Annotated in this window: 21 protein-coding genes; 10 read left to right on the top strand and 11 right to left on the bottom strand. The window is 69.8% G+C overall.

The features are described from left to right. Positions 1-8 precede the first annotated feature (8 nt). The 6 genes from lptD to ACIQ6S_RS03930 are packed head-to-tail and all read left to right on the top strand — an operon-like array spanning position 9 to position 6,678. A complete protein-coding gene (lptD, locus tag ACIQ6S_RS03955) occupies positions 9-2,243 on the top strand; it encodes an LPS assembly protein LptD (RefSeq protein ID WP_397607227.1) in 2,235 nt (744 codons plus the stop codon). Between the two features lie 38 nt (positions 2,244-2,281). Beyond that, positions 2,282-3,604: a peptidylprolyl isomerase gene (locus tag ACIQ6S_RS03950; protein ID WP_397607226.1), complete on the top strand. Its 1,323-nt coding sequence runs from the start codon at positions 2,282-2,284 to the stop codon at positions 3,602-3,604. 4 nt (positions 3,605-3,608) lie between these two features. Beyond that, a complete protein-coding gene (gene pdxA / locus ACIQ6S_RS03945) occupies positions 3,609-4,598 on the top strand; it encodes a 4-hydroxythreonine-4-phosphate dehydrogenase PdxA (protein WP_397607225.1) in 990 nt (329 codons plus the stop codon). A 13-nt stretch (positions 4,599-4,611) separates the two neighbouring features. Beyond that, positions 4,612-5,442 carry a 16S rRNA (adenine(1518)-N(6)/adenine(1519)-N(6))-dimethyltransferase RsmA gene (gene rsmA / locus ACIQ6S_RS03940; protein WP_397607224.1) on the top strand — a complete coding sequence of 277 codons (831 nt, stop codon included), beginning with the start codon at positions 4,612-4,614 and terminating at the stop codon, positions 5,440-5,442. 13 nt (positions 5,443-5,455) lie between these two features. Continuing rightward, a complete protein-coding gene (apaG, locus tag ACIQ6S_RS03935; protein WP_297864950.1) occupies positions 5,456-5,836 on the top strand; it encodes a Co2+/Mg2+ efflux protein ApaG in 381 nt (126 codons plus the stop codon). Beyond that, a complete protein-coding gene (locus tag ACIQ6S_RS03930) occupies positions 5,836-6,678 on the top strand; it encodes a symmetrical bis(5'-nucleosyl)-tetraphosphatase (protein WP_397607223.1) in 843 nt (280 codons plus the stop codon). The genes apaG and ACIQ6S_RS03930 overlap by 1 nt, the downstream gene beginning before the upstream one ends. A gap of 6 nt (positions 6,679-6,684) precedes the next feature. On the opposite strand, the gene ACIQ6S_RS03925 is transcribed toward ACIQ6S_RS03930, so the two are convergent. Genes ACIQ6S_RS03925 through ACIQ6S_RS03895 form a run of 7 tightly spaced genes read right to left on the bottom strand, consistent with a single transcriptional unit; the run spans position 6,685 to position 13,110 of the window. Continuing rightward, on the bottom strand, positions 6,685-7,206 hold the full coding sequence (locus ACIQ6S_RS03925) for a dihydrofolate reductase (protein ID WP_397607297.1): 522 nt from the start codon (positions 7,204-7,206) through the stop codon (positions 6,685-6,687). 11 nt (positions 7,207-7,217) lie between these two features. Beyond that, positions 7,218-8,012 carry a thymidylate synthase gene (locus ACIQ6S_RS03920; RefSeq protein WP_397607222.1) on the bottom strand — a complete coding sequence of 265 codons (795 nt, stop codon included), beginning with the start codon at positions 8,010-8,012 and terminating at the stop codon, positions 7,218-7,220. Next, a complete protein-coding gene (lgt, locus tag ACIQ6S_RS03915; protein ID WP_397607221.1) occupies positions 8,012-8,887 on the bottom strand; it encodes a prolipoprotein diacylglyceryl transferase in 876 nt (291 codons plus the stop codon). Before lgt ends, ACIQ6S_RS03920 begins: the two co-directional genes overlap by 1 nt. 11 nt (positions 8,888-8,898) lie before the next feature. Continuing rightward, complete coding sequence (locus ACIQ6S_RS03910; RefSeq protein WP_397607220.1) at positions 8,899-10,734, bottom strand: putative bifunctional diguanylate cyclase/phosphodiesterase; 1,836 nt, start codon at positions 10,732-10,734, stop codon at positions 8,899-8,901. Then, positions 10,734-11,927, bottom strand: a complete 1,194-nt coding sequence (locus tag ACIQ6S_RS03905; RefSeq protein ID WP_297864956.1) for a class I SAM-dependent rRNA methyltransferase — start codon at positions 11,925-11,927, stop codon at positions 10,734-10,736. The genes ACIQ6S_RS03910 and ACIQ6S_RS03905 overlap by 1 nt, the downstream gene beginning before the upstream one ends. Positions 11,928-11,937: 10 nt before the next feature. After that, the gene (locus ACIQ6S_RS03900) at positions 11,938-12,690 is read right to left on the bottom strand and encodes a TerC family protein (protein ID WP_397572265.1); all 753 of its coding nucleotides are present in this window, start codon (positions 12,688-12,690) and stop codon (positions 11,938-11,940) included. Positions 12,691-12,726: 36 nt separating this feature from the next. Next, the gene (locus tag ACIQ6S_RS03895) at positions 12,727-13,110 is read right to left on the bottom strand and encodes a diacylglycerol kinase (protein WP_397595761.1); all 384 of its coding nucleotides are present in this window, start codon (positions 13,108-13,110) and stop codon (positions 12,727-12,729) included. A 159-nt stretch (positions 13,111-13,269) separates the two neighbouring features. Between ACIQ6S_RS03895 and ACIQ6S_RS03890 the strand changes: the two genes are divergently transcribed. Together ACIQ6S_RS03890 and ACIQ6S_RS03885 are read left to right on the top strand one after the other, a co-directional pair. Next, complete coding sequence (locus ACIQ6S_RS03890) at positions 13,270-14,049, top strand: tellurite resistance TerB family protein (protein WP_397607219.1); 780 nt, start codon at positions 13,270-13,272, stop codon at positions 14,047-14,049. 22 nt (positions 14,050-14,071) lie between these two features. Further along, positions 14,072-15,076, top strand: a complete 1,005-nt coding sequence (locus ACIQ6S_RS03885; protein ID WP_397607218.1) for a TIGR00266 family protein — start codon at positions 14,072-14,074, stop codon at positions 15,074-15,076. Positions 15,077-15,082: 6 nt separating this feature from the next. On the opposite strand, the gene ACIQ6S_RS03880 is transcribed toward ACIQ6S_RS03885, so the two are convergent. The 4 genes from ACIQ6S_RS03880 to mtgA all read right to left on the bottom strand — a co-directional run bounded on the left by ACIQ6S_RS03880 (position 15,083) and on the right by mtgA (position 17,990). Then, complete coding sequence (locus tag ACIQ6S_RS03880) at positions 15,083-15,772, bottom strand: hypothetical protein (RefSeq protein WP_397607217.1); 690 nt, start codon at positions 15,770-15,772, stop codon at positions 15,083-15,085. After that, entirely contained in the window at positions 15,773-16,201 is a 429-nt protein-coding gene (locus ACIQ6S_RS03875; protein ID WP_397572270.1) for a CBS domain-containing protein, read from the bottom strand. 74 nt (positions 16,202-16,275) lie between these two features. After that, positions 16,276-17,223: a glycosyltransferase family 2 protein gene (locus ACIQ6S_RS03870; RefSeq protein WP_397607216.1), complete on the bottom strand. Its 948-nt coding sequence runs from the start codon at positions 17,221-17,223 to the stop codon at positions 16,276-16,278. Continuing rightward, positions 17,220-17,990, bottom strand: a complete 771-nt coding sequence (mtgA, locus tag ACIQ6S_RS03865) for a monofunctional biosynthetic peptidoglycan transglycosylase (RefSeq protein WP_397607215.1) — start codon at positions 17,988-17,990, stop codon at positions 17,220-17,222. The genes ACIQ6S_RS03870 and mtgA overlap by 4 nt, the downstream gene beginning before the upstream one ends. A gap of 84 nt (positions 17,991-18,074) precedes the next feature. Here mtgA and ACIQ6S_RS03860 point away from each other — a divergent pair, with 84 nt between their 5' ends. After that, the gene (locus ACIQ6S_RS03860; RefSeq protein WP_397607214.1) at positions 18,075-18,965 is read left to right on the top strand and encodes an Hsp33 family molecular chaperone HslO; all 891 of its coding nucleotides are present in this window, start codon (positions 18,075-18,077) and stop codon (positions 18,963-18,965) included. A 129-nt stretch (positions 18,966-19,094) separates the two neighbouring features. After that, complete coding sequence (locus ACIQ6S_RS03855; RefSeq protein ID WP_397572274.1) at positions 19,095-20,051, top strand: hypothetical protein; 957 nt, start codon at positions 19,095-19,097, stop codon at positions 20,049-20,051. Positions 20,052-20,105 lie beyond the last annotated feature (54 nt).

Genomic DNA, 20,105 nt, shown 5'->3' with positions numbered 1-20,105 from the left:
GCTTGTCCGTGTCGCGACCGAACCTGCACCCGCTGGCCCTCGCCCTGGGCCTCGCCCTGGCCCTGCCCGCACGCGCCGCGGAGCCCCTCGGCGACTCGGCCTGGGCCCTGTGCCGGGCGCCGATGACGCTGGAAGGCGCGCGCACGAGCGCACCGACAGCCGGCGCGGCCGAACGCGGCACCGGCCCCACCCAGGTGCAGTCCGATGCGCTGGACGTCTCCGGCGAGAAGGTGACGACCTTCCGCGGCCGCGTCGAATTGACGCGCGCCGACCAGTGGGTGGGCACCGACGCGCTGGTCTACCGCCACGAGAACGAGACTTGGGAGAGCCCCGGTCCGCTGCGCTTCGAGGACGAGCGCCTGCGCGTCGCGGCGACGTCGGCCGACGGCGACAACGCCGCCGAGCGCGTCCGCCTGCGCGACGTCCAGTTCCAGCTGCTCGACGGCACGATGGGCAACGGCACCGCCGCGAGCGTGGTGCGCGAGGGCGAACGCAGCACGCTGGCCGACGCGCTGTTCTCCACCTGCCCGCCCGGGCAGCGCCAATGGGCCTTCGAGGCTTCGACCATCGAGATCGACGACGCGGCCCAGCGCGGCGTCGCGCAGAGCGCGGTCCTCCGCGTTGGCAACGTGCCGGTGCTGTGGCTGCCGTGGATCAGCTTCCCGACCACCAGCGAACGCCGCACCGGCCTGCTGGCCCCGAAGATCGGCGTGCAGGACGAGAACGGCTTCGACTACGAGCAGCCGATCTACCTGAACCTCGCGCCGAACATGGATGCCACGCTGACGCCGCGTTGGATGTCGCGCCGCGGCCTGATGCTCGGCGGCGAGTTCCGCTATCTCGGCGCGGCCAGCGCCGGCCGGGTCGAGGGCACCTACCTCGCCGACGACAACCGCACCGGCGACGATCGTGGTTTCTTCCGCTGGCAGCACTTCAGCGCGCTGTCGCCGAACTGGTACGCCAGCGCGAACCTGCAGGACGTCAGCGACCGCGAGTACTTCCGCGACCTCGGCGACAACTTCGGCCAGAACACGCTCAGCCTGCTCGACAGCAGCCTCGCGCTGAACGGCCGCGGCCGCTACTGGTCCACTGGCGTGTCGTTCGAACGCTGGGAGGCCGCCAATCCGGCCGTGCTGCCCGGCAGCGAGCCCTACGCTCGCCTGCCGCGAATTCGCGGCCAGTGGCTGCAGCCGGTGCTGCCGTGGATGGATCTCGGCGTGAGCGCCGAAGCCGTGCGCTTCCAGCACGACGAACTGCCCGGCGGCCAGCGCCTCGACGTGAAGCCTTCGGTACGCCTCAACTTCGGTGGCGCGAGCTGGTTCGTGAACCCGGAATTCGCCGTCCGCCAGACCAGCTACACGCTCGAGCGTGATCCGCGGGTGCTGGCGCAGCGCACCGACCTCAGCCCGGACCGCAGCACCACGATCAGCAGCATCGACGCCGGCTTGCTGTTCGAGCGCGAGACCACGCTGTTCGGCGACGACTACGTGCAGACGCTGGAGCCGCGCCTCTACTACCTGCGCGTGCCCTACCGGGTGCAGGACGACCTGCCGCTGTTCGACACCCAGCCCCTGTCCTTCAGCTGGCCCGGCCTGTTCCGCCAGAACCGCTACACCGGCGCCGATCGCCAGACCGACGCCAACCAGGCCACGCTGGCCGTGACCACCCGGCTGCTCGACGCCGACGACGGCCGCGAGCGCCTGTCCGCCAGCCTCGGCCGCATCCACTACTTCGACCCGCCGCGGGTGGCGGTCCCCGGCGAGCGCCCGCCGGCCAGCGACGGCTCGGCCTACGTCGGCGAGCTCGACTGGCGCGTGAGCGACGCGTGGAGCGTGTCGCTCGCCCAGCAGTGGAACCCGGGGGAATTCGGCACCGACCTGTCGGCGGTGCGCACGCAGTGGCGCTTCTCGGAGCGCGGCGTGATGAACGCCAGCTACCGCTACCGCAAGGACCTGATCGAGCAGACGGACGTGAGCTTCGCCGCGCCGATCACCGCGAACTGGCGGGCAGTCGCCCGCTGGGCATGGTCCCTGCGCGACCGCCGCACGCAGGAAGCGCTGGGCGGCCTCGAATGGCAGAGCTGCTGCATGGCGGTGCGCGTGCTGGCCCGCGACTACGTCCGCGACCTGAACGGCGACCGCAACCTCGGCGTCTACCTCGAAATCGAGCTGAACGGCATCGGCAGCTTCGGCCGCGATTCAGAGCGGTTGTTGTCCGATGCTATCCTCGGCTATTCGCCTTGACCCAGCGCTTTCCGCGCGCCAGAGCCCGTTCCAGCCCCATGTCGAAGTCCTCGCTCCTCCAGCCCGCGTTCACCGGCCTCCTGGCCGCCGCCCTCGCGTTCGCCGCACCTTCCCGCGCCCAGCTGCTCGCCGGCCCGGGTGCCAGCAGCGGCGGCGTGGACAGCATCGTGGCCGTCGTCGACGAGGACGTGATCCTGAAGTCCGAGCTCGACCGCGCCGTCGCCAACGTGCGCACCCAGTACCGCGGCCGTGAAGCGCAGCTTCCGCCGGAAAACGTGCTGCAGCGGCAGGTGCTCGACCGCCTGGTGCTCATGCGCCTGCAGGTCGCGCGCGCCGAGAGCACCGGCATCCGCATCGGCGATACCGAGCTCAACCAGACCCTGCAGAGCATCGCCGGCCAGTCGAACGTCAGCATCGAGCAGATGCGCGCGCAGATCGAGGGCAGCGGACTCAGCTTCGACGACTACCGCCGCAGCGTCCGCGAGGAGCTGCAGATGCGCCGCCTGCAGCAGCGCGTGGTGCAGAGCCGCGTGGTGATCAGCGAATCGGAAATCGACCAGTTCCTGGCGCTGCGCAACGTCGACAGCACCGAATTCCAGCTTGCCAACCTGCTGGTGGCACTGCCCGACGGCGCCACGCCGGAGCAGGTGGCCACGGCCGAGCAGAAGATCAACGGCATCAAGGCACTGATGGATCGCGGCGAGATCGACTTCCGCGCCGCCGCCATCCGCTATTCCGACGACCGCAACGCCCTCGAGGGCGGCGACCTCGGCTGGCGCGAGGCCAACAGCATCCCGCCGCGCTTCGCCGAGCTGATCCAGGGCCTGCAGCCCGGCCAGTACACGGCGCCGGTCCGCGGCCCCAGCGGCTTCCAGATGGTGCAGCTCGTCGGCGTCCGCGAGTCGGGCCCGCAAACCGTCGCCGAATACCAGGCCGACCACCTGCTGGTGGCGGTGAACGACGTGGTCGGCGAAGAGGCCGCACGCCGCAAGATCGACGAACTGCGCGCGCGCATCGAGTCCGGCGAGGATTTCGCCAAGATCGCCCGCGAAAACTCGGACGATACCTTCAGCCGCAATCGCGGTGGCCGCCTCGACTGGTTCAGCGGCGAGACCTTCGGCCCCGCCGTGACCCAGCAGGTGCAGTCGCTGCAGGACGGCCAGCTCTCGGCGGTGTTCCGCACCGAGGCCGGCTGGCACGTGGTCCGTCGCATCGCCGAGCGCCAGCAGGACGTCACCGACGAGAACCGCCGCCAGCGCGCCCGCCAGCAGATCGGCGAGCGCAAGGCGCAGGACGAGTTCGAGCGCTTCCTGCGCCAGCTCCGCGCCGACGCCTACGTCGAGTCGCGCCTCGGCGCCTGAGCCAATGCCCATCGCGCCCCGGCTCGCGCTGATCCCCGGCGAGCCGGCCGGCATCGGTCCGGAACTCTGCGTCCGGATCGCCCAAACGCCCCGTGACGCCGCGCTGGTCGCCTATGGCGACGGAGAGACCCTGCTCGCCGCCGCGCATTCGCTCGGATTGCCGCTTCGCTTGCGTGAGGCGACGGCGCATGCCGGACCGGGCGAGCTCGCGCTCATCGAACACGCCAACGCCGCACCGACTCGGTTCGGCCACGCCGATCCCGCGAATGCCGGCGCCGTCATCGGCGCACTGAAGAGCGCGGCGCGCGACGCGCTGGCCGGAGACGTCGATGGCCTCGTGACCGGCCCCGTCCACAAGGCCACCATCAATCGTGGCGGCATCGCCTACACCGGCACCACGGAGCTGTTGGCCGAAGTGGCCGGTACCGACGTGGTGATGATGCTGGCCAATCCGCGACTGAGGGTGGCGCTGGCCACCACCCACCTGCCGCTGCGTGCGGTGCCCGACGCGATCACCGCGGACGGCCTCGAACGCGTGCTGCGCATCACTGCCAGTGCACTTCGAGATTCGTTCGGCATCGCGAACCCGCGCCTGCGCGTGCTTGGGCTGAATCCGCATGCCGGTGAATCGGGCGAGATGGGCCGCGAGGAAATCGACGTGATCATCCCCGTGCTTGAACGCCTGCGCGCGGAGGGATGCCTGCTGGAAGGCCCGCTGCCCGCCGACACCGCCTTCCTGCCGCAGCACCTCGGCCACTTCGACGCCGTCGTCGCGATGTACCACGACCAGGGCCTGCCGGTGCTGAAGGCCAGCGGCTTCGAGGACGCGGTGAACATCACGCTCGGCCTGCCCTTCCCGCGCGTCGCCGTCGACCACGGCACCGCACTCGACCTCGCCGGCCGCGGCATCGCGGACCCGTCCAGCCTGCAGCATGCGGTCGCGCTGTGCGCCGACCTCGCCCGCCACCGCGCCGCCGCGCGCGGCACGCACTGACCCGAGCCGCCCAATGAGCCTCGACGCCCATCGCCACAAGAAGCAGCTCGGCCAGCATTTCCTGTCGAGCCCCGGCATCGTCGAGAAGATCATCCGCGCGGTGGCGCCGAAGCCCGGCGAATTCATCGTCGAGATCGGCCCCGGTGGCGGCGCCCTCACCTTCCCGCTGCTGCGCGCCCACGGCGAACTCACCGTCATCGAATTCGACCGCGACCTCATCGTGCCCCTGGCGGAGGAAGGTGCGAAACACGGCAAGCTCACCATCGTCCATCGCGACGTGCTGAAGGTGGACTTCGGCAAGCTCGGCCACGGCCACGACGTCGAGGGCCCGCTGCGCCTCGTGGGCAACCTGCCCTACAACATCTCCACGCCGATCCTCTTCCACGTGATGGAACACGCGGAGGCCGTGAAGGACATGCACTTCATGCTGCAGAAGGAAGTCGTCGACCGCATGGCCGCCGAGCCCGGCAGCAAGACCTACGGCCGCCTCTCGGTGATGCTGCAGGCGGTGTGCCGCGTGACGCCGCTGTTCGACGTGCCGCCGGGCGCCTTCACGCCGCCGCCGAAAGTTGATTCCGCGGTGGTGCGCCTCGTGCCGCGCCCGCTGGGCGAGGCCGGCGTGAAGGACGCCGCGCATTTCGCGCGCACGGTCGCCGCGGCGTTCTCGCAGCGGCGCAAGACGCTGCGGAATTCACTGTCGACCGTCTGCGACACCGAGGCCATCCGTGCCGCAGGCATCGATCCGGGCGCGCGCGCCGAAGCCGTGCCCGTCGAGGCGTACGTCACGCTGTCGAACCAGCTCATCGACGCCGGCATCCAGCCCCCGGAAGCCGACGCGCTTTAAGTAAAATCCCGGCATGCCCAACCCCCGTTATGCCATCGCGGTGGCCGTCGCCACCCGCTTCCTCGACGAACAGAGCGCGCCTGACGAAGGCCGCTACGTGTTCGCGTACACGATCCGCATCGCCAACACCGGCGACGTGCCGGCGCGCCTGCTGTCGCGCCGCTGGCTGATCACCGACGCAAACGGCAAGGTGCAGGAGGTGGCGGGCGAAGGCGTGGTGGGGCAGCAACCCTGGCTCAAGCCCGGTGGCGAATTCGAGTACACCTCGGGCGCCGTGCTCGAGACCTTCTGCGGCCAGATGCGCGGCAGCTACCAGATGCTCGCCGACGACGGCACCGAGTTCGACGCCGAGATCGCGCCTTTCGCGCTCAGCATCCCGCGGACGCTGCACTGATGGCGACTTACGCCATCGGCGACCTCCAGGGCTGCCACGACATCCTGCTGCGCCTGCTCGAGGCGATCCGCTTCGACCCGGCGAACGACCGCCTGTGGTTCTGCGGTGACCTCGTCAATCGTGGCGGGCAGTCGCTGGAAACGCTGAAGCTGCTGCACGGCTTGCGCGAACACATCGTGGTGACGCTCGGCAACCACGACCTGTCGCTGTTGGCGATCGCCGGTCGCCGTCCGGACGAGCAGCGCCGGGTGAACCCCGACCTGCAGCGCGTGCTGTTCGACGACGACGCCACGACGCTGATCGAGTGGCTGCGCGCGCAGAAGCTGATGCACGTCGACCGCGAGCTGGGCTTCGCCATGGTCCACGCCGGCCTCGGGCCGAAGTGGACGGTCCGGATCGCCGAAGCACGGGCGCGCGAGGTCGAAGAGCGGCTGCAGGGCGAAGGCGGCGCACGCCTGCTCAAGAACATGTACGGCGACAAGCCGAACTGGACGCCGAAGCTCGAAGGCGTCGACCGTTGGCGCGCGATCATCAACATCTTCACGCGCATGCGCTACTGCACCACCGCCGGCCGCATCGCCTTCGAGGAGAAGGGCCGCCCGGGCACGCAGAAAGCCGGGCTCTACCCGTGGTTCTCGGTGCCCGGCACCGTCGAGCGTGAGATGCCGGTGGTGTTCGGCCACTGGAGCACGCTCGGCCTGTTCCAGGGCCTCGGCGTGCACGGCCTCGACACCGGCGCCGTGTGGGGCGGCAAGCTCACTGCGCTCGAGCTCGGGCCGGAACCACGCGTGCACCAGGTGCTGGGGCGCGTTGTCGTCGGTGCGCCGAAGGCTGAGGACTGACGCGGTTCAGCGTCGCGAGTAATCAGCGAAACGGAAGGCGGTCGCGTGCCGCGCGTCGGCCGCGTGCGACTCGCTGTCGGTCATCGTCCAAGCGGCGGGATCGAAACGCGGAAACCAGGCATCGGCACCCTCGACGCGCGTATCGACCCACGTGAGGTGCAGGCGCGAGGCCAGCGGCAGCGCCTGTGCGTAGACATCGCCACCGCCGATGACCATCAGCGTTCGGGACGCCCGCTCGGACGCGGGCGCATCGCCGCCCGCCACGACCGCCGCGACCGCCGCGACCGCCGCGTCGATCGAGGCCACCGCCTCCATGCCATCGAACGGCACGCGCCCTGTGCGGGTCAGCACGAGGTTGCGGCGCCCCGGCAGCGCGCGACCGAGCGATTCCGCGGTCTTCCGCCCCATCAGGATGGGGTGGCCGAGTGTCAGGGCCTTGAAGCGCTTCAGGTCGTCGGGCAGCGACCAAGGCAGGGCATTGCCGCGGCCGATGGCGAAGTCGCGGTCGAGTGCTGCGACCAGCGCGATATCGACGCCGCTCACACCGCCACCGGCGCCTTGATGGCCGGATGCGAGTCGTAGCCGACCAGCTCGATGTCCTCGTAGCGGAAGGCCAGCACGTCGCGCACTTCGGGGTTGAGGCGGACGGTGGGCAGCGCGCGATGCTCGCGCGAGAGCTGCTCGTTCACCTGGTCGACGTGGTTCGAGTAGATGTGGCAATCGCCGCCGGTCCAGACGAAATCGCCGAGGCCGAGGTCGCAGGCATGCGCGATCATCTGCGTGAGCAGCGCGTAGCTCGCGATGTTGAACGGCACGCCGAGGAAGAGGTCGGCCGAGCGCTGGTAGAGCTGGCAGCTCAGCTTGCCGTCGGCCACGTAGAACTGGAACAAGGCGTGGCAAGGCATCAGGGCCATCTGCGGCAGGTCGGCCACGTTCCAGGCGCTGACGATCAGCCGGCGCGAGTCGGGGTTCTTGCGGATCTGCGCGATCACGTCGCTGATCTGGTCGATCACCGTGCCGTCGGGCGCGGCCCAGCTGCGCCACTGCTTGCCGTACACCGGGCCGAGCTCGCCGTCAGCGTTGGCCCATTCGTCCCAGATGCCGACCTTGTTCGCCTTCAGGTAGGCGATGTTCGTCTCGCCCTTCAGGAACCACAGCAGTTCGTGCACCACCGACTTCCAGTGCACCTTCTTCGTGGTGACCAGCGGAAAGCCGGCGGCGAGGTCGAAACGCATCTGCGCGCCGAACACGCTGCGGGTGCCGGTGCCCGTGCGATCGGTCTTGATGGCGCCGTTCGCCATCACGTGGATGAGAAGATCGTGGTAGGCCTGCATCACGCGCCCTCCTTCGCAAGCGTCGGCGCCGTGTGCGAGCGCCACAGGAACACGAGGCCGAGCGCGACGAGCGGCAGGCTCAGCACCATGCCCATCGTCAGCCAGCCGAAGGCGAGGTAGCCGTACTGCGCGTCGGGCTGCCGGAAGAACTCGGCGACGATGCGGAACACGCCGTAGAGCAGCGCGAACATCCCGGACACCGCGAAGCGCGGGCGCGGCTTCGCGCTGAACCACCACAGCACCGCGAACATCACCAGCCCCTCGAGCAGCGCCTGCAGCAGCTGCGACGGATAGCGCGCGAAAGGGTCGAGCACGCCCTGGGCATGGAGCACTCGGAGCTGCTCCACCGGCAGGTTCGCGTACTCGGGCGGCAGGGCGCGCGTAAACACGACGCCGAGCGGCGAGTCGGTGACGCGCCCCCACAGCTCGCCGCCGATCCAGTTGCCGATACGACCGAAGCCGAGACCCAAGGGCACCAGCGGCGCGACGAAATCCATGACGTCGAACCAGTGCATCCGGTGCTTTCGGCACCACCACCATCCGGCCGCCATCACGCCGAGCAGGCCGCCATGGAAGCTCATGCCGCCGCCGCGGACGTTGAACAGCATCAGCGGATCCGCGAGGAAGGCCGGCAGGTCGTAGAACAGCACGTAGCCGACGCGCCCGCCCAGCAGCACACCGAGCATCCCGTAGAACAGCAGGTCGCCGTAGGCGTTCTCGTCGATGCCGGGCAGGCGTCCGGCGCGGAGGCGCCGTTGGCCTAGCCACCACGCAGCGGCGAAGGCCAGCACGTACATCAAGCCGTACCAGTGGATGCCGTGCGGCCAGAACGGCAGGGAAACCGCGATCGGATCGATGTCGTGCAGAGAGCTCATTCAAGGTTCCATCAATCGCCCAGCCAACGCTGGGCGAAGGGTTCAAGGTCCAGCGCCCGGTCGAACAGGTAGCCCTGGGCCACAGTCGCGCCCAGCGACACCAGCAAGGCGCGCTGCGCTTCGGTCTCCACGCCTTCCGCCACCACGTCGAGGCCTAGGTGGGTGGCGAGGCCGAGCAGGCCGCCCACGACGGCCTGCGCCTTAGCATCGTCGGCGCAGCGCAGGCAGAAGCTGCGGTCGATCTTCAGGCCGTGCAGCGGCAGGTCGATCAGGTGGGTGAGCGAAGCGAAGCCGGTGCCGAAATCGTCGAGCGACACCGGGATGCCCATCTCGGCGAGGTAGCGCAAGGTCGAGGCCGCGTCCTCGCCGCTGGAGAACAGGGTGTTCTCGGTGATCTCGCAAACGAGCAGCCCCTCCACGCCATAGGCCCGCGCGGTATCGCGCAGTTCCTCCACGAAGCCCGGCGACTGCAGCTGCACCGGCGAGAAATTCACGTGCAGCTGGAAGCCAGGCCGGCGTTCGAGCAGCGATGTCTCGCGCGCCCAGGCGAACAGGTCGCGCAGCAGGCCCATGTGCACCTGCGCGATCAGGCCGCTGTCCTCGAGCAGCGGCACGAAGTCGGACGGCGGCACATCGCGACCCTCGCGCGGCCAGCGCATGAGCGCCTCGGCACCGACGGCGCGCCCCGACACGAGGTCGACGATCGGCTGCAGTCGGAAGGTGAACTCGCGGGCGTCCGCAGCGCGGCGCACTTCCCTTTCGAGCTCGAGCGAACTCTGCAATTCGTTGCGCACGTCGGGCCAGACCACTTCGACGCGCCCGCGGCCCTTGCGCGCTGCGCTGAACGCCGCGGTGAGCGCATCGCGCAGCAGGCGATCGGCGTCGGGCTCGGCGCGCGCGCCGGGGACGATGCCCACCGCGGTGCTGAATTCCAGGCTGTCGCCGTCCGGTGCCGCCATCGGCAGCGCGAGCGCGCGTTGCAGTCGCCCTGCGAGGCGCGTAGCCAAGCCTTGGGCGCGATCCCCGGACACCCACAGCGCAAAGGTGTCATCGGCGATGCGGCCACAGCGGGCGGCCGGCACCACCTGGCCGATGCGCGCCGCGCCTTCGGCCATCACGCTGTCGGCGAAATTGCCGCCATACCGGTGCGCAAGACTGCGCAGGCGCTCGAGGTCGAGTGCGAGCACGGCGAGGTCGTGGCCCGCGGGCAATTCGGCAACGGCGTGGGCGAGGCGATCGATGAACAGGCTTCGCCCGGCCAAGCCGGTAGCGGCATCGAACAGCAGTTGCCGCTTGCGCTCGTCTTCCGCCGCGGCCATTCGCAGGCGGTCATGGCGTTGCGACAGGATGCCGGAGAGCGAGGTGACGAACAGGCGCTCGGCGCCGCTCCAGCGTCGCGGCGGACCGAGGTGTTCCAGGCAGAGCACGCCGACGATCTCGCCGAATTCGCAGATCGGCACGTCGAGGATGGCCCCGATGCCGAGCGGCTTCAGGTAGCCCTCGGCGAGCTCGACGGTGCGCGGATCTCGCTGCGCGTCCTCGGCGGCGAGAACCAGAAGCCCCTCGATGGCCTGGAAGTAGGCCGGTGCCGCATCGCAGGCCAGTTCGGTCTGGGGGGCGAGCATGCCCTGCCCTTGCTCGAACATCGCGCGGCAGCGGATGGAGCGGCGCCCGGGCGTCAACGACCACAGGCTGGCCCGCGCCACGCCCAAGGTCTCCGCGGTGATCTCCAGCAGCCGGCCCGGCACGTCCTCCTCATCGCGCTGCGCAAGGCGGTGCAGCGCCTTCAACGCGGCTTCGAAGGCCGGCGGCGGCTGGTCGAGCGTCAGCGTGTCGGGGGCGTTCATCAGGCAGGGAGGATGCGGAACAACGCGCCTTTCAGGTACTCGGTTTCGGGGATGGCCGGATGCACGGGATGGTCCGGCCCCTGCGCGAGGAATTCCAGCAACTGCGCCTGCCGGTCGAGGTGCCTTGCCCCGGCCTGCACCGCCTCGACGAGGGCGCTACGCGGGAAGTGGTGGCTGCAGGAGCAGGCCACCAGCAGGCCGTCCTTCGAGAGCACCTGCATGGCGGCTTCGAAGATGCGTCGATAAGCCAGCGCGCCTTCCTTGAAATCCTTCTTGCGCTTCACGAAGGCCGGCGGATCGACGATGACGACATCCCAGCGCCGGCGCTCGGCGCGCGCGGCCTTCAGGAAGTCGAACGCGTCCATGGCCTGTGCCGTCACGCGGTCGCCCAAACCGTTGCGTTCGGCGTTCGCCTGCACCGCCTGCACCGCACGGCCCGACACATCGACGCAGTCGGCGCTGGCGGCACCGTCGGCGACGGCGCGCAGGCCCCAGCCGCCGGCGAAGCTGAAGAGGTCGAGCACGCTCGCCCCTTTCAGCCAGGGCGCAAGGCGATCGCGGTTGCTGCGCTGGTCGTAGAACCAGCCGGTCTTCTGGCCTTCGATGACGTCGGCGGCGAAACGCAAGGCGCCCTCGCGCACTTCCACCGGCCCCTCGACGGGCATGCCGACCACGCGCACCTCATTGCCGAGGCCTTCGATGGCGCGGGCACTGCTGTCGTTCTTCCAGACGATGCTGCGCGGCTTCAAGACTTTGTCGAGCGCATCGGTGATCTCGTCCTGCAGGCGATCCATGCCGGCCGTGGTGGCCTGGGCCACCAGCACGTCGCCGAAGCGGTCGACGGTGAGGCCCGGCAGGCCGTCGCTTTCGCCGAACACCAGGCGATAGAACGGGTCGGCGTAGCGGCGCTCGCGCAGGGCCAGCGCCACGTTGAGCCGGTGCACGAACAGCGAGCGGTCGAGCGCGTGGCCGCCGCGGTCGACGAGCCGCGCGGCGATCAGCGTATTCGGATGGGCGTAGCCGCTGCCCAGCGTCTTGCCTGCACCGTCGATCAGCATCACCGGCTGGCCGGGCTGCAGCGCCGTCAGCGGGGTGCGCGCGACATCCACTTCATTGCTGAAGACCCACAGGTGCCCGGCACGCAGGCGGCGCTCTTCGCCCTTCTTCAGCACCAGCGGTGCGACATCGCTCATCGACAACTCCTCAGCCGGCCAGGCGCTTGCGTTCGGCCTTCTTCGCCTGGCGGTGGCGGGAAACCATGTTCAGGGCTTCGACGAGGCCCGAGAAGGCCATGGCGAAGTAAAGGAAACCACGCGGGATGTGATACCCGAAACCGTCGGCCACGAGGGCGGCACCGACGAGGATCAGGAAGGTCAGAGCCAGCATCTTCACCGTCGGATGCCGGTCGATGAAGTCGCCGATCGGGTTCGAGGCGAGGATCATCACGGCGACGGCGATGATGATCGCCGCCACCATGATGCCGGTCTGCTCGGCCGGCACCATGCCCACGGCGGTGATCACCGAATCCAGCGAGAACACGATGTCGATCACCGCGATCTGGGCGATCACCCAGCCGAAGACCGCCGAGGGCTTGGTGTCGATCTGCTCGGCGTCGCTGTCGCCTTCGACGGAATCGTGGATCTCCATCGTGCCCTTGACCAGCAGGAACAGGCCGCCGCCGATCAGCACGAGGTCGCGGATGGAGAACGCATGGCCGAACAGGGTGAACAGCGACTGCTTCATGCCGGCGATCCACGCCAGCGTCAGCAATAGCAGGATGCGGGTGATGCAGGCCAGGGCGAGGCCGAACTTGCGCGCCTTCGGGCGCTGGTGCGGCGGCAGCTTGCTGACGGCGATCGAGATGAAGACGAGGTTGTCGACACCCAGGACGATCTCGAGGGTCGCGAGCGTCAGCAGCGCGATCCACAGTTCGGGGCTGGTCAGGAATTCGATCATCGGTACCGGTTCAGGAGAAGAGGAAGCAACGCGGCATCACAGCCAGCGCGGCAGCAGGATCAGGCCCCAGCACAGCAACACGTTGAGGTCGCAAAGAAAAACCGCTGCCGAACCCATGTCCTTGGCGCGCTTGGCGAGCTCGTGCCACTCGCTGCCGAAGCGGTCGACCACCGCTTCCAAGGCCGAATTCAGCACTTCGACGATGAGCACCAGCATGAGGCAGCCGATCAGGATGGCGCGCTCCACGCCGTCCGCCCCCAGCCAGTAGCCCAGCGGGGCCAGCACCAGGAAGAGATAAACCTCGAGGCGGAACGAGCTCTCCAGCAACCACGCGGCACGGAGGCCCTGCAGCGACCACGTCATCGCCCGCCACACCTGGAAGGGGGTGCGCGGGGCGTGGCTGTCGATGCTGTCGGCCATGTCGCGCGCGGTCCGGATTCAAGGCGAAGTGAAGGCGCGGCAGTGTGCCACAGGCGGCCCCTCGAGGCCGGCGCCAGCGGGCAGGACCTCCGGCACTGACGAGGCATTAACCCCGCTTTGGCATGATGCGCTGGCCTCCCGCGTGTAGAAGGAACCCCCATGTTCGACCCCGAACGCCTGCTCAAGCAGGTGATGAACGAAGCCCTCAGCGGCAGCCTTGGCGGCAAGCAGCGCCGCCACAAATCGAGCTACGGCAGCAGCGGCCTCGGCGGGCTGGGTGGCCTGCTCGGCGGTTCGTCGGGCGGCTCGTCCAGCGGATCGGGCGGCCTCGGCAGCCTGCTGGGCGGCGTGTTGGGCAGCGGCAGCGGCCGTCGCAGCGGCGGCCTGTCGACCGCCACGAAGGCCAAGATCGGCATGGGCGCGCTCGGTCTGGCGATTGCCGCCTACGAACACTACAAGTCGAGCAACCAACCCGCCGCCACCGGCAGCGCGCCGCCCCCGCAGCCGATGCATGGAGGCACACCGCCTCCGCCGCCGCCGGCCGCTTCGGCCCCGCCACCGGCGCCGGGCGTCGCCGCGCCGTCGGACGCCGAGCGCGCCGTCGAAGCCATGCACCTGCTGCGCGCGATGATCTGCGCCGCCAATGCCGACGGCCTGATCGACGCCGACGAGCGCCAGCGCATCCTCGGCAGCGCCCGCGATGCCGGGCTGGACGCCGAGGATCTCGAGGCGCTGGAAGGCGAACTCGCCGCGCCGCTGACCGCCGCCCAGCTCGTCGCGCGCACGCGTCCGGCGCAGCGGGAGCAGGTGTACGTCGCTTCCGTCATCGCGATCGGTCGCGACACCGAGCTCGAAGTCCGCTACCTCGACGAACTCGCGCAGCGCCTCGGCCTCGACGCCGCCGCACGCGAACAGCTCCACGCCGAACTCGGCCTCTGACCCCCCCCCAAGGAGACTCGCCATGCACCAGTGGTACCTCAGCTACAACGGCCAGCAGATGGGCCCGCTCGATACCGCCGCCGCCGTCGCGCAGGCCGCGAAGAACCCGAACGGCCACTGCTGGCGCAACGGCTTCGCCGAGTGGGTGCCGATCGCCGCCTGCGCCGAGCTGCGCAGCGAGTCGGTGGCCGGCAACGTCACCTCGCCGCCGCCTCCGGCCTTTTCCGGCGGCCAGCGCGCCGACGTCATCGACTACAAGATCTACGGCGAGGACATGCAGTTCGTCGAGATCGAGCTCGATCCGGGTGAATCGGCGGTCGCCGAGGCCGGGGCGATGATGTACAAGGACGCCGTCGTGCAGATGGAAACCGTCTTCGGCGACGGCAAGCAGGCCAGCGGCGGCTTCATGGACAAGCTGATGGGCGCCGGCAAGCGTCTCGTCACTGGCGAGTCGCTGTTCACCACGGTGTTCTCGCACGCTGGCGGCAGCGGCAAGGCCAAGGTCGCCTTCGCTGCGCCCTACCCCGGCACCATCGTGCCGATGACGCTGTCGAATTACGGCGGCCGCATCATCTGCCAGAAGGACAGCTTCCTCGCCGCGGCGCGAGGCGTCTCGATCGGCCTGCACTTCCAGCGCAAGGTGATGACGGCGCTGTTCGGCGGCGAAGGTTTCATCATGCAGAAGCTCGAAGGCGACGGCCTCGTCTTCGTGCACGCCGGCGGCACCATCATGGAGCGCCAGCTTAGCTCCGGCGAACGCCTCGACGTCGATACCGGCTGCGTGGTGGCCTACACGGACGGCGTCAACTTCGACATCAAGTCGGTGGGCTCGGTGAAGTCGATGCTGTTCGGCGGCGAAGGCGTGTTCATGGCCACGCTGACCGGCCCGGGCAAGGTGTGGATCCAGTCGCTGCCGTTCTCGCGCCTCGCCGGCCGCATGATGCAGGCGGCGATGAAGCCGGGCCGCGACGAAGGTTCGGCGCTGGGCGGCCTCGGCCGCATCCTCGACGGCGACAACAGCTTCTGAGTCGATCTACAGCGTGGGCGGCGCGGCCTTGGGGTCCGCCGCCCAGCGGCGCTCAGCCTCGCGCACCTTCGCGAAACAGCGATCGACGGCCCCGAAGCGCTCGCGCATCACCGGAAAATCCGGGTGCAGTTCGCCGAAGTACCAGCGGTTCCGCTTCGCGAACCGATCCATGACCTCGACTCCGTACCCCCCGCTACCGAGCAACAGGGTCATCCCGCCGTCGTCAGCCACGGCATCACCGATGCGGATGCGTTGCTCGAGGAGGGAACGGCGGAGCTCATCCGCCTCCGGGCAGGCCCCGAAGGACATGCGTTCGACGCAGGTGCGGTCAAGCGCACCACTGGCCACCACCACGAACGGCGACGCGTTCGCGGACAGCCGTGGCGAGCCGCCACTGTCGATCACCAGCACTTCGGCGCCGAACTCACGGAAGGACCAGAAGCGCAGCGATGAGGTCGACGTCGCGCCCTCATGGGCGGCCGTCGCACGCCCCCAATCCATCGCGGATTGGCCCAGCACTTCGCGAAAGCATCCGCTTCGCAAGGGATGCCAAACCACGGCCCCCGGCTCGCCCTCGCCGGGTCCCGGCTGAATTGACGCTTCGGCGACGAGGGGCCGGGCAGCAACAAGGGTCGCCAGGAAAACAAAGCCCAGCAGGGTCGCGAACGCGTTCGACCTTCTCACCGCGGTTCGCACTCAGCTCGCGATGTAGGCCTGCAGCTGGCCGATTTCCTGCTGCTGCTCGGCGATCACGGTCTTGAGCAGGTCGCCGATCGAAATCACGCCCATCACCGTGCCGTCCTCGACCACCGGCAAGTGGCGGAAGCGGTGGTCGCTCATCAACTGCATGCACTCGCGGGCCCGCTGTTCCGGCGTCACCGTCTTCACCGGGCTGGTCATGATGGTGCGCACGGACGTCGTCGCAGAGGCGCGCCCCTGCAGCACGATTTTCCGCGCGTAATCTCGCTCGGTCATGATGCCCACGAGTGCGCCGTGCTCCATCACCAGCACCGCACCGACGCTGGTCTCAGCCATGCGGCGGAGCGCGTCGAGCACCGGATCGTCCGGACCGACCGTCACCAGCGGGGTGTCCTTGCCGTCGAGGATCTGTCGAACGCTGCGCATCGCCCTGCCTCCCGTCGTGGATGACCCGATCATACGCCCGCGGGGGGCGCGCTCAAGCCGCGCCGGCCCCGGGCTCAGGCGGCGGGGAGACGCGCCTCGTCGATGATGTAGAGCGGCCGCTGCTTGGCCTCCAGGTAAAGCCGGCCGAGGTACTCGCCGATGATGCCGAGCGCCATCAGTTGCAAGCCACCGAGCAGGGCGATGACGACCATCAGGCTCGGCCAGCCGGCCACCGGATCCCCCCACATCAACGTGCGGAGGATGATCCACACCCCGAAGGCGAAGGCGCCGAGGGCGCTGAACAATCCGACATAGGTCGCGACACGCAGTGGAACCGTCGAGAAGCCGGTGATGCCCTCGATGGCGAGGTTCCACAGCCGCCAGTAGTTGAACTGACTCGCCCCCGCCACGCGCGGCGCGCGTTCGTAATCGAAGGCCTCGGCACGGAAGCCCACCCAGGCGAACAGGCCCTTCATGAAGCGCTGGCGCTCGCGCAGGCCGCGCAGGGCCTCGACGGCGCGCGGACCGATCAAGCGGAAATCGCCTGTATCACGCGGGATGGGCGTGTCCGACAGCGCGTTGATCACGCGGTAGAACGCGGCCGCGGTGGCCCGCTTCAGCAGTGGCTCGCCGTGGCGCTCGGAGCGTCGCCCGAACACCACTTCGGCGCCGGCCCGCCAGCGCGCCACCATGGCCGGCACGAGTTCGGGCGGGTCCTGGCCGTCCGCGTCCAGCACCACCACGGCAGCCCCCGGCGGCACGTGGTCGAGACCGGCGGTCAGTGCCAGCTCCTTGCCGAAATTGCGCGACAACCGAAGGGCACCGACGCGATCCGGCGTCGCGGCAATGAAGCCGGACATCAGCGCCCAAGTTCCATCACGGCTGCCGTCGTCGACATAGAGCACGCGCACGCCCGGCCCCAGCGCTTCCGCCACCGCGAGCAGGCGCGGATGCATGGCCGGCAGCGCCGCCTCTTCGTTGTGGGCGGCGACGAGCAGGACGAGTTCAACGGTCGGCTTCATCGCTGCAGCTTATCCGCGTCGACGCCCGGCACGCCGCAGCAGGCCGCGAGGTACTGCGGCCCGTCGAGGTTGCGCGCCTGCCGGGCGATCCACGCGGCGCGGCGCTGCACGTAGGAGCCCGGGGCCCGCACGCTGTAGCGCTTCGGGCTGGGGAGCACGGCGGCGAGCCGCGCGCTTTCGGCCGCACTCAATCGCTTCGCCGGCTTGCCGAGGTACGCCTGCGCGGCGGCTTCGGCGCCGTACACGCCATCGCCGAACTCGGCGATGTTGGCGTAGACCTCGAGGATGCGTTGCTTCGGCCAGAACAGCTCGATGAGCACCGTGTACCAGGCTTCCAGCCCCTTGCGGAGCCAGCTGCGTCCATCCCACAGGAACAGGTTCTTCGCCACCTGCTGGGTGATGGTGCTGGCGCCGCGCACCGGTCGCCCGCGGGCGTTGTTCTCCAGCGCCTTGTCGATGGCGGCCAAGTCGAAGCCGGCATGCGATGGGAACTGCTGGTCCTCCGCCGCCACCAGGGCGATGGGCAGCTCGGGAGAGAGTGCATTCCAGTCGACCCACTCGTGGCGCAAGGTGAAGCCGGCCTCGTCGTTCCGGAACGCCTGCCACTGGCGGTCAAGCATGAAGGCGCTGGTCGGCGGGTCGATGACCCGCAATGCCAGCACCTGCAGGGCCGTCACGACGACGAACAGCAGCGGCACGCCCCAGGCGATCCGGAACAGCCAGGCGCGCCATCCCCGGCGTCCGCCGCGCCGCGCGTTCCGCCTCATCGCCGCCCCCGCGCTACCATTCGCATCCCCGAATCCGACCGAGCGCGAAGCGTGGCGTCCCGACGCCGCGCTGTCCATGCACCGATGGCGAATCCCGACACCCTCACCCGTTTCCTGATCGAAGACACCGGCGTCCGCGGCGTGCTGGTCAGCCTCGACGCCACCTGGCAGGAGATCCGCGCCCGCGCCGAGTACCCGGACGCCGTCGCCCACCTGCTCGGCGAGGCCGCCGCCGCCGCGGCGCTGTTCTGCGGGCACGTCAAGGTCGACGGCCGTCTGAGCCTGCAACTGCGCGGCACCGGCGCCCTGCGCACACTGTTTGCGGAGTGCACCTCGCAGGGCACGCTCCGCGGCCTGGCACGCTACGAGGGCGACCTGCCGGCCGTGCTCGGCCCCCGCGATTTCGGCGAGGGCTCGATGCTGGCCATCACCATCGAAACCCTCCCGCCCGGCCAGCGCGAAGTGCAGCGCTACCAGGGTCTCGTCGGGCTGCAGGAGGACACCCTGTCGCAGGCGCTGACCGCCTACTTCCGCCAGTCCGAGCAGCTGCCCACCGCCCTGCTGCTGACCGCCGACGGGTCGCGCGCGGCGGGCCTGTTGCTGCAGTTGCTCCCCGACGCCGATCGCGAGGGCGACGGCTGGGCGCGGGTCGAGGCCCTGTTCGGCACCCTCGGCACGGCCGAGTTGCTGGCCGGCCCCGACACCGACCTGCTCTGGCGCCTGTTCCACGAGGACGGCGTGCGGCTCCTGTCGGAGCAGCCCCTGCGCTTCGCCTGCTCCTGCTCGCAGGCCCGGGTGGAGGACATGCTGCGCGGTCTCGGCGAAACCGAGGCCTTGGCCGCCGCCGAAAGCGGTGAGGCGCAGATCCACTGCGAGTTCTGCGGCAAGGAATACCGGCTGGCAAAGGACGCGATCAGCGCCCTGTTCACCCCCCAGGCCCAGGCGAACGTCAGCGGCCCAAAGGGCCTGCAGTAGGCAGGCCACGCAGGGCGCTGCGGCGCCGCGAACCTCGAACTGAGGGCGGCGGCACTATTGTTAAAAGCGCGTAAAGTGATACCCTGCACGGCCGGGAACTCCTTGCCCGGTCGACAGTCCGACCTTCGCATGCGCACCGCTCTCGCCATTGCCCTCGCCGCCGCCCTTGCGCTCCCCAGCGCAGGCGTCGTGGCACAGGCGGTCGATGCAGTGCCGACGCCGCCCGCCGCCGCCTCGATGGACCCGTCCTCGATGCCGGTGCCGGTCTGGAACCGCGACAGCGGCGAACTCCAGGCCGTGCTCTGGATCGACACGTCGACCTTGCCGGGCCATGACAGCGCTGCCGCCTCACTGGGCACGCGCTGGTCGCGACGCGACGGCAGCCTGACGGCCGGCCTGTCGGCGAGCGCCGAGCCGCGCTACGGCCTGCTTTGCGGCGATGCCGGCGACGGTGGCGGCGACGCCGGCACCCTCGACGATCATTGCCTGGTCACCCAGCTGGCGCGCCCCGCGGCCCCGACCAACGGCCAACTGACCGCCCAGCTCGGCACCCGCATCGGGCGCAGCGACTGGACGGGCTTCAGCTCGATCCGCCGCAGCAGCACCGACAGCCTGCTGCCGGGCACCTCGCTCTCCCTCGCCACGCCGGAGCTCGCGCCGCTCGCCGGCCTGCCGGGCGTGGGCTTCGAACAGAACGACCTCGGCATCGTCGGTGATCTCAAGATCGGCGAGCAGGGCTGGATCCGCCTGGGCGGCAGCGTCGCCCGCGCGCGCCTGCTGCCCGCCAACAGCATGCTGCTCGGCGGCGTCGCGCCGCGTTGGAACAGCCGCACGCTGAGCGTGGGCGGCGGTTACGGCGCCATCGGCGGCGAAGTGATTGGCCGCGTCGTGCGGGTCCCGGGCGAGAGTGAAAGCTACGGCACCCTCGGCCTCGGCCTGACCTGGCGCACCCCGTGGTCCGGCCGCCTGACCGTCGGCGCTCAGAACCTCATGAGCACCGGCGAGAACCCGGTCGCGCCGCGCGCCAAGGCCGACGAGCGCCAAGAGGGCCGCGTGCCCTACGTTCGCTACCAGCAAGACCTCTGATCCGCAGGTAGTGCACGCCGCGCCGCGGCGATGACGGCCGGCACGGGCGTCGAA

This window comes from Silanimonas sp., from assembly GCF_044377035.1.
In the GTDB taxonomy this organism is placed as follows: Bacteria; Pseudomonadota; Gammaproteobacteria; order Xanthomonadales; family Xanthomonadaceae; genus Silanimonas.
The sequence above is the reverse complement of the archived record's forward strand: the minus strand, read 5'-3'. Positions and strand labels throughout refer to the sequence as shown.